Origin of the sequence: Saccharopolyspora spinosa NRRL 18395 (assembly GCF_000194155.1) — a bacterium.
Classification (GTDB): Bacteria; Actinomycetota; Actinomycetes; order Mycobacteriales; family Pseudonocardiaceae; genus Saccharopolyspora; species Saccharopolyspora spinosa.
In genome coordinates this window covers 2075546-2084309 of sequence record NZ_GL877878.1, presented here as the reverse complement: position 1 = coordinate 2084309, position 8764 = coordinate 2075546, and the positions used below count along the sequence as shown (strand labels likewise).

8 protein-coding genes are annotated in these 8764 nt (G+C 69.5%); 4 read left to right on the top strand and 4 right to left on the bottom strand.

Translation table 11 applies throughout. From position 1 onward, the window contains the following. Window positions 1–307 precede the first annotated feature (307 nt). On the top strand, window positions 308–910 hold the full coding sequence (locus SSPN_RS0110510; RefSeq protein WP_010694299.1) for a hypothetical protein: 603 nt from the start codon (window positions 308–310) through the stop codon (window positions 908–910). Window positions 911–1231: 321 nt separating this feature from the next. Here the strand turns inward: SSPN_RS0110510 and trhA are convergent, their stop codons facing one another. Then, complete coding sequence (gene trhA, locus SSPN_RS0110505; protein ID WP_029535192.1) at window positions 1232–1909, bottom strand: PAQR family membrane homeostasis protein TrhA; 678 nt, start codon at window positions 1907–1909, stop codon at window positions 1232–1234. 222 nt (window positions 1910–2131) lie between these two features. Here trhA and SSPN_RS0110500 point away from each other — a divergent pair, with 222 nt between their 5' ends. Continuing rightward, entirely contained in the window at window positions 2132–2908 is a 777-nt protein-coding gene (locus SSPN_RS0110500; protein WP_010694296.1) for an isoprenyl transferase, read from the top strand. 56 nt (window positions 2909–2964) lie between these two features. Here the strand turns inward: SSPN_RS0110500 and SSPN_RS0110495 are convergent, their stop codons facing one another. Beyond that, window positions 2965–3213, bottom strand: coding sequence for a hypothetical protein (locus SSPN_RS0110495; RefSeq protein ID WP_044572805.1), 249 nt, complete (start codon window positions 3211–3213; stop codon window positions 2965–2967). Between the two features lie 309 nt (window positions 3214–3522). Then, the gene (locus SSPN_RS0110490; RefSeq protein ID WP_010694294.1) at window positions 3523–3768 is read right to left on the bottom strand and encodes a hypothetical protein; all 246 of its coding nucleotides are present in this window, start codon (window positions 3766–3768) and stop codon (window positions 3523–3525) included. 266 nt (window positions 3769–4034) lie between these two features. Here SSPN_RS0110490 and SSPN_RS0110485 point away from each other — a divergent pair, with 266 nt between their 5' ends. Next, entirely contained in the window at window positions 4035–5249 is a 1215-nt protein-coding gene (locus SSPN_RS0110485) for a hypothetical protein (protein WP_010694293.1), read from the top strand. Between the two features lie 505 nt (window positions 5250–5754). Continuing rightward, on the top strand, window positions 5755–7098 hold the full coding sequence (locus tag SSPN_RS0110480) for a PhoH family protein (protein WP_272941757.1): 1344 nt from the start codon (window positions 5755–5757) through the stop codon (window positions 7096–7098). Between the two features lie 108 nt (window positions 7099–7206). Here the strand turns inward: SSPN_RS0110480 and SSPN_RS0110475 are convergent, their stop codons facing one another. Next, a complete protein-coding gene (locus tag SSPN_RS0110475) occupies window positions 7207–8646 on the bottom strand; it encodes a GuaB1 family IMP dehydrogenase-related protein (protein WP_010694291.1) in 1440 nt (479 codons plus the stop codon). Window positions 8647–8764 lie beyond the last annotated feature (118 nt).

The following is an 8764-nucleotide window of genomic DNA, read 5'->3' as shown; positions in this document are numbered from 1 at the left end:
CCGGGCGGAGCCGTGGCGCTGGCCGGGCAGCCGGAGGCGAGCCGGGTGCCGCTGCTGGCGGGGCGGCCGCTGGTCGGCGGAGCCGCTGCGGCGTACGTGTGCCGCGGCTACGTGTGCGACCGCCCGGTCACCACGACCGAGGACCTCATCGATTCCCTGGTCCGCTGAGGGCGCCGCGAGTCCGCTGGGTGACTCTAGCTGCCCAGACGACTCACGGCCCCGCGTCGGCCGGTTTCGCTGCAGGCCGAATGGCAACCCTCCCACCTGCGATGTAACTGTGTAATTCTGTAATCGGGAGGTGGGTGTCATGTATTCGAGGTTTGGTCGAACGGCTCGCGGTCGAGGTCGGGGAGGTCCGCCGTGGGCGGGTGGCGGGCGGCGCAGCGAGCCGTCGGCGGCCGAGGACGCCAATGCGTGGTTCACCGGGCGGCTGCCCGAGGGGTGGTTCACCGGTGGCACGACCGTCACCGTGGACCGCGAGGAGATCCTGGTAGTCGGCGAACTGCCGCCGGTGGGCGGCGAATTCGCCGACGACGCCGAGCGTGCCGCCGCGGAGAGCGGCCGGATCGCGCGCTTCCGCGAGGAGACCCGCGAGGAGCGGATCGAGATCGCCCGCCAAGCGGAGCACCGCTACGGCCGCAAGGTCGCTTGGGGTGCCCGGCTCGGCGACACCGAGGCGCTGTTCACCACGCTGTCCGTGCCGGTGATGACCCGGCTGCATCAGCCCGAGCGCATGGTGCTGGACACGCTCGTGGACGCGGGGGTGGCCCGGTCCCGCTCCGAGGCGCTGGCCTGGGCGGTGCGGCTGGTCGGCCAGCACACCGAGGACTGGCTGGGCGAACTCCGCGAAGCCTTGTCCAAGGTCGACGAACTGCGCAACCGCGGCCCGGAGCCGCAACCTGGCGACTAGCGGGCTGAACAGCGGTCGGGCGAATTTCGTTGCGACGCTTCGTCCGTCCGGCAAGCGGTGCAGCCGCTTCCAACGGTAGACCGTGGCCGCGATGCACATCTTGCTTTGCCGAAAGCTGCCGCATGCGCCGCGGGCGCATAGCCCACTCACGGCACTTGCACTGCCGCGGGTTCTCAGCGGCTGTGCCCGCCGGAGGGCTCGTGGCGAGGCCAGTCCTCGCTACGACGTATTGGGCATACGTGTGCCGGGGATCCCGGCACCGAGAAGGCTTCTGAGGTTCCGCCACCAGCATCGCCACGCAAAACGACCCCGGCGGCATTCCTATGCGTAGAGCGCGAGCCAGATCGCGATGTGGTGGCAGAGCGCGGCCAGCGACACCGCTGTGTGGAAGAACTCGTGGTAGCCGAAGGTCTTAGGCCACGGGTCCGGCCACCGGGTCGCGTAGAAGATCGCGCCCGCCGTGTACATCAGCCCGCCGGCGATCAGCAGCACCAGCGCCGCCATCCCGGCGTTGTGCAGCAGGTCGGGGAGCACGAACACCGCGACCCATCCCAGTGCGATGTAGACCGGCACGCCCACCCAGCGCGGTGCGTTGGGCCAGGCGAGCTTCAGGATCACGCCGCCCAGCGCGCCACCCCAGACGACGGCGAGCACCACCGCGCCCGTCGTGGGCTGCATGGCCACCATCGCGAACGGCGTGTAGGTGCCCGCGATGAACAGGAAGATCATCGAGTGATCGAGCCGCCGCATCCAGGTGCGCGCCCCGATCGTCTTCCAGGTCTTGCGATGGTAAAGGGCGCTGACGCCGAACAGGCCAAGCACGGTCACGACGTAGATGGAGGTGCCCACGGCGGCGGCGGCCGACACGGTCGAGGCTGCGAGGGCGATCAACGTGGCACCGGCGACAACGGACACCACCAGCGACCAGAAGTGGATCCAGCCGCGCATCCGCGGTTTCACGAATGCGGTCGGGCGGCGAGCGGAGAGGGCGCTAGTCACACCTCGAGGTTACGGGACCGTAGGTTCGTAGCCAGGGGCCGCACGGGCGACGTGGTCAACAGCACCGGCGCGCCACGATGCGTGCAAGTCGGCCACCTGGGGTTCCGCGGCGGAGCGGGCCGCGGCGCGTTCCCGGCGTGATCTGCGCGGCACTTCCGACTGCGGTACCCCGAAAAGAGGTGGGGGCCACGCGGCTTCGGGATCCGCGTAGGCTCATCGGGCGTGGCGCTCAAGGTTCGGTTGAAGGAACTCATCTACGACGTGTACGAGCGGCGGCTGCGCCGGAAGCTCGACGGGCTGCAACATCCCAGGCACGTCGGCGTCATCCTGGACGGCAACCGCAGGTGGGCCAAGGAGGCCGGCCTGGACGCCGCTCACGGCCACCGCGCTGGTGCCCGCAAGATCGCCGAACTGCTCGGCTGGTGCGAAGAGGCCCAGGTCGAGGTCGTCACGCTGTGGCTGCTGTCCACCGACAACCTCAACCGCACCCCCGACGAGCTGAACGCCCTGATGGACATCATCGCCGGGGTGGTGGACGAGCTCACCGACCCGGCCACGCCGTGGCGGGTGCGGATCGTCGGTGCCCTCGACGTGCTGCCCACCGAGACCGCCGCGCGGCTGTCCGCCGCCGCACTGCGTACCAAAGGGCGCACTGGCATGCAGGTCAACGTCGCGGTCGGCTACGGAGGGCGCCGGGAGATCGCCGACGCGGTGCGCAAGCTGCTGCAGAAGCACGCCGAAGTCGGCACCACGATCGAGGAGCTGGCGGAGGTCCTCACCGTCGACCACATCGCCGAGCACCTCTACACCTCCGGGCAACCCGACCCCGACCTGCTGATCCGCACCTCGGGGGAGCAGCGCCTGTCCGGCTTCATGCTGTGGCAGTCGGCGCACTCCGAGTTCTGGTTCACCGAGGCGTACTGGCCCGCCTTCCGCCGGGTCGACTTCCTCCGCGCGCTCCGCGACTACGCGGTCCGGCACCGCCGCTTCGGCGGCTGACCCCGACAAGCGGAAAGGCCAGGTCCGAGAGACCTGGCCTTTCCCTTGCGCTGCTCTCAGTAGCTGGCCTTGGGGTGGTCGACGATCGGGGCGTTGATGCAGTTGTTGAGCTGCGGGGACGCGATCGGCACGACCGCGCCGGCCACGGCGACGTTGTTGCCGCAGGCCTGGACCGGCAGGACGCTGATGTTGTTGTCGTTCGCGATGTTGATGCCGTCGTTGTCGGCGCTGTCGGCGTTGGCGACGGGGGCCAGGGCCAGCAGCCCGGCGGCGGCACCGGCGACGATCACAGCCTTCTTGAGCACTTGGTTCACTCTCCTCTGTTATCCGCGGTATTCGGAGTTCGCACCAGGTGGACTTCGGGAAAGTCCGCGAGGTGGACATGGAGTCTGGCTTGTTCCGGCTGAAAGCTACCTGCGGCGTGCCGGATGCCCAAACTCGTTAACACTATTGTGTGAACGCCAATCTCGTATTCGCACGTGGCGATGCGAAATTGCGCGGCGAGAACCTTCCGGCCCGGTGATTGCACGCAAAAAAGGGAGCGTCGGGGGTTGGCCCGACGCTCCCTTTTCGGCACCTGAATTCGCGTACCGGATGCAGCTGTTCCGGGTCGGTCAGCTGACCTTGGCGTGGTCGACGATCGGGGCGTTGACGCAGTTGTTGAGTTGCGGCGACACGATCGGCACGACCGCGCCGGCCACGGCGACGTTGTTGCCGCAGGCCTGGACCGGCAGGACGCTGATGTTGTTGTCGTTCGCGATGTTGATGCCGTCGTTGTCGGCGCTGTCGGCGTTGGCGACGGGGGCCAGGGCCAGCAGCCCGGCGGCGGCACCGGCGACGATCGCAGCCTTCTTAAACACTTTGTTGCTCCTTGTTGGATGGGATGAAGCAGAGCGCTCCTTCCCCGGCTGCGCACCCCATAAGTTCAGCCGGGAGGGGGCGTACTCGGCGTGAAAGATATCCAGGCAAACCGAAGAAAAAACACCTCGTTAACACCATCGTGTGATCCGGATGTGTCGTGTCGCACAGTTCTCGTTGCGTCGGCAAATTGGCGCGTGGTTTCGGGTTGTCCGGGAAAACGAGCCCAGTGGTCCGTGCACGCGAGTGCGCGGCGTAGTGTCCCGATATGGACTCCGAAGCGCTCGTGACGGAATACGTGCTTCTCGGGCTCAGATTCGAACGGCTCGTCCCGGGATTCGTGGATTCCTTCACCGGGGATCCGGCTCTGCGCCGGCGGGTGCAGGCCCAGTCGCGTCCCGACCCGGCACGGCTGACCGCCGACGCGCAGCGGCTGCGCGCCGCGCTGCCGGAGTCCGGACTGGCCGAGCCGCGCCGCCGGTTCCTCGCCGCACAGCTGACGGCGCTGGAGTGCTCCGGGCGCGGGCTGGCCGGCGAGCAGCTGCCGTTCCCGGCCGAGGTCGAGGCCTATTTCCAGGTCACGCCGGTGCTCGGTGATCAGGACGAGTACCGCGAGGCGCACCGCGAGCTGGCCGAAGTGCTGCCGGGCCGGGGCTCGCTGCCCGCGCGCCTGAATGCGGTCCGAAGCCGGGATGCGGTGCCAGCCACGCGGCTAAAGGTCTGCGTCCAAGCGGTTTCCAGCGCGCTGCGCGACCGCGTTCGGCGTGAGTTCGGCCTGCCGGTCCAGGAGGTCGTCGACTACCAGATCGTCACCGACAAGCCGTGGAGCGGCTTCAACCACTACCTCGGCGAGTACCGGTCGCGCGTGGCCGTGAACGCCGACGTCGGGCACCGGGCCGCGAACCTGCCGCAGCTCGTGGCGCACGAGTCCTACCCGGGCCACCACACGGAGCACTGCCGCAAGGAGGCCGGGCTGGCGATCCGGGACGCACAGGCCGAGCACACGATCTTCCTGGTCAACACGCCGCAGTGCCTGATGGCCGAGGGCCTGGCCAACCTCGGGCTGCAGGCCGCGGTGGGGCCGGGCTGGGGGCCGTGGGCGGCGGAGATCTTCGCGGACCTGGGCATCTGGATGGACGGCGAGCTGGCGGAGCGGATGGAGATCGCGATGAGCCGGCTGCTGACGGTCGGCCAGGATGCCCTGCTGATGTTGCACGACGGCGGCGCGGACGACGCCGAGGTGACTGCCTATCTGCAACGCTGGATGCTGATGTCGGACCAGCGGGCCCGGCACCTGGTGCGGTTCATGCGGGATCCGCTGTGGCGCGCCTATACCACCACTTACGTCGAGGGCTACCGGCTGCTGCGCCGGTGGCTGGAGAACCGGCCGGCGGGCACTTCGAGCACCGATCGTTATCGCCGGCTGCTTGACGAACCGCTGGTTCCGGAGTCCGTCCGGGCGGAGCTGGCGGCCAGAGTCTGATCCATTCACCCGACGAAGATCACCCATCTGGTGGAGTGTTGATCACGTGGAGTGCCTGAGTGGAAGGTGCTCCCCGATAGCCGCCGAAGGTGGTCTGACCTGCCGCCGAACGGCGTTTCGCGCCCGTTCGACGCGGTCGGCAAGCCCGTGACCTGCGCGGATTTCGGGGCATATGAAGAAAAATCGACGATTAGGCGAATCACCTGTGTGGCTGCCTGCCGAGACGCAATCTCGCAGGTAGCGTGCGCTGTTGACGGGCCGTTCCAATCGCAAGTCCGTACGCGGCCCGTCCGGGAGGCCCTGATCGTGGCTGTTGGCTGGAGCGGACGGTTACTACGTCCACCTTGGTCGCGAAGGGCCGGTGCCTGGCCCCTGCGGCCACGGCGGACGACCGGTCCGGCCGGGGCGCGACGGGGCCAGGCCCGGCCCGCCGACGAGCGGGTGTGCATGCCACGCCCGCGAGGGAGTAGCCGTGACCGCACGACGTTCCCAGCCTCCAGCGGAGATCCCAGCCCGTAGCGGCGAGTCCGCGAGCTCCGCGCAAGCCGGCGGCAGCGAGATCCGGACCTACGTCCTGGACACCTCGGTGCTGCTGTCCGATCCGTGGGCGATGTCCCGCTTCGCCGAGCACAACGTCGTGCTCCCGGTGGTGGTCATCAGCGAGCTGGAGGGCAAACGCCACCACCCCGAACTCGGCTGGTTCGCCAGAGAAGCCCTCCGCGCCCTCGACGACCTGCGGATCCAGCACGGGCAGCTGGACAAACCGGTTCCCGTCGGGGCGGACGGGGGCAACCTGCACGTCGAGCTCAACCACTCCGACCCGCGGGTGTTGCCGCCGGGGTTCCGCACGGACTCCAACGACGCCCGCATCCTGGCCTGCTCGTTGAACCTGGCCGCCGAAGGGCACCGGGTCACGCTGGTCACCAAGGACATGCCGCTGCGGGTCAAGGCCGCAGCCGTGGCCCTGGACGCCGAGGAGTACCGCGCGCAGGACGTGGTGCCGTCGGGGTGGACCGGGATGGCCGACGTCGAGGTGCAGCCGAATTCGGTGGACGTCCTGTTCAAGGACGGGATCGCCGACCTCGACGAGGCCCGGGACCTGCCGCCGAACACCGGGGTGCGGCTGCTGTCCGGCTCGCAGAGCGCGCTGGGCCGGGTGACCGCGGCCAAGCAGGTCAGGTTGGTGCGCGGCGACCGGGAGGCGTTCGGCCTGCACGGCCGCTCCGCCGAGCAGCGGATCGCGCTGGAGCTGTTGCTCGACCCCGAAATCGGGATCGTTTCGCTGGGTGGCCGGGCGGGTACGGGCAAGTCCGCGCTCGCGCTGTGCGCGGGGCTGGAGTCGGTGCTGGAGCGGCAGCAGCACCGCAAGGTCGTGGTGTTCCGGCCGGTGTACGCCGTCGGCGGTCAGGAACTCGGCTATCTGCCGGGGAACGAGAACGAGAAGATGGCGCCGTGGGCGCAGGCGGTGTTCGACACCCTCGGCGCGCTGGCCAGCGAGAACGTGCTGGACGAGGTGATGGACCGCGGGATGCTGGAGGTCCTGCCGCTGACCCACATCCGGGGCCGGTCGCTGCACGACTCGTTCGTGATCGTCGACGAGGCGCAGTCGCTGGAACGCAACGTGCTGCTCACGGTGCTGTCCAGGCTGGGCGCGAACTCCAGGGTGGTGCTCACCCACGACGTCGCCCAGCGCGACAACCTCCGGGTGGGCCGCCACGACGGGGTGGCGGCGGTGATCGAGAAGCTCAAGGGCCACCCGCTGTTCGCCCACGTCACCCTCACCCGATCGGAACGTTCCCCGATCGCGGCCCTCGTGACCGAACTCCTGGAAGGCGACTTCACCCCGTAGCAGATGAGGTGCGGGGCACCCGTGACCAAGCAATTCGGGCACGGGCGCCCCACACGCCTCACCTGTACGAGTGGTGACCACAGTTTCAATTGAAACTGTGGTCCGCCGTTACCAGCCGGTGGGCAGCGGGCGGCCCTCGGCGAAGCCGGCCGCGGACTGGATGCCGACCACGGCGCGCTCGTAGAACTCCTTCAGGCTGCGGGCGCCGGCGTAGGTGCAGGACGAGCGCAGGCCGGAGGTGATCTGGTCCAGCAGGTCCTCGACGCTCGGCCGCTGCGGGTCCAGGCGCATCCGGGAGCTGGAGATCCCCTCCTCGAACAGCGCCTTGCGGGCCTGGTCGAACGCGCTGTCGGTGCGGGTCCGGGCGGACACGGCGCGCTTGGACGCCATGCCGAAGGACTCCTTGTAGGCCCGGCCGTGCTCGTCGCGCTGCAGGTCACCGGGCGACTCGTAGGTTCCCGCGAACCACGAGCCGACCATCACCGACGCCGCACCGGCGGCCAGCGCCAGCGCCACGTCACGCGGGTGCCGGACACCGCCGTCGGCCCAGACGTGCTTGCCGAGCTTGCGCGCCTCCGCGGCGCATTCGGCGACCGCGGAGAACTGCGGCCGGCCGACACCGGTCATCATCCGCGTCGTGCACATCGCGCCCGGCCCGACACCGACCTTGATCACGTCGGCACCCGCCTCGACGAGGTCGCGCACGCCCTCTGCGGTCACCACGTTCCCGGCCACCACCGGAACGCTCGGGCTCGCCGACCGGACCGCGCCCAACGCGGCGATCATCTTCTCCTGGTGGCCGTGCGCCGTGTCCACGACCAGCGTGTCGATCCCGGCCTCCAGCAGCGCGGACGCCTTGGCCGCGACATCGCCGTTGACCCCGACAGCCGCGGCCACCCGCAGTCGGCCGGCGTCGTCCAGCGCCGGGGTGTAGATCTCGGCGCGCAGCGCACCGCGGCTGGTCATGATCCCGGCCAAGCGGCCGTCGGCGTCAATGGCGATCGCCACGTTGCGGGCGTGCTGGTCCAGCTGCTCGAACACCTCGCGGGGCTTGGTCTCCAGCGGCAGCACGACCGGGTGCCGGTCGGCGACCTCCCCGACCCGCGCGAACCGGTCGACCCCGGTGCAAGCCACCTCGTCGACGACCCCGAGCGGCCGGTTGTCGTCGTCAACGACGACAACGGCGCCGTGGGCGCGCTTGGGCAGGAGGTTGAGGGCGTCGGCGACGGCGTCATCGGCGTGCAACACCAGCGGGGTGTCCCACACGGGGTGCCGCGCCTTGACCCAGGAGGCGATCTCGGCGACCGCGCTGGGATCGACGTCCTGCGGCAGCACGACCAAGCCGCCGCGCCTGGCGACCGTCTCGGCCATCCGGCGGCCCGCCACGGCGGTCATGTTGGCGACCACGATCGGCAGGGTCGCCCCGGTGCCTTCGCTGGTGGCCAGGTCCACGTCGAAGCGGGACTCGACGCCGGAGCGCCGAGGCGCCAGGAAGACGTCGTCGTAGGTCAGATCAGTGGAGGGCTGCTGCCCGTTCAAGAACTGCACGTCTCACCACCATACGGGGTCGAACGCCCCCAGTCGCCTCCCTGGACCCGGCGGCGTAAAGGCCGTGTTTCCCGGGGCACAATTCAAGATCACCAGATTGTAGATAGATTCCTTGCTC

What these genes read in the sequence shown, in the direction of transcription:
- SSPN_RS0110485 (WP_010694293.1), top strand. Translation starts at nt 4,035, where the DNA reads ATGGACTCCGAAGCGCTCGTGACGGAATACGTGCTTCTCGGGCTCAGA.
- SSPN_RS0110510 (WP_010694299.1), top strand. Translation starts at nt 308, where the DNA reads ATGTATTCGAGGTTTGGTCGAACGGCTCGCGGTCGAGGTCGGGGAGGT.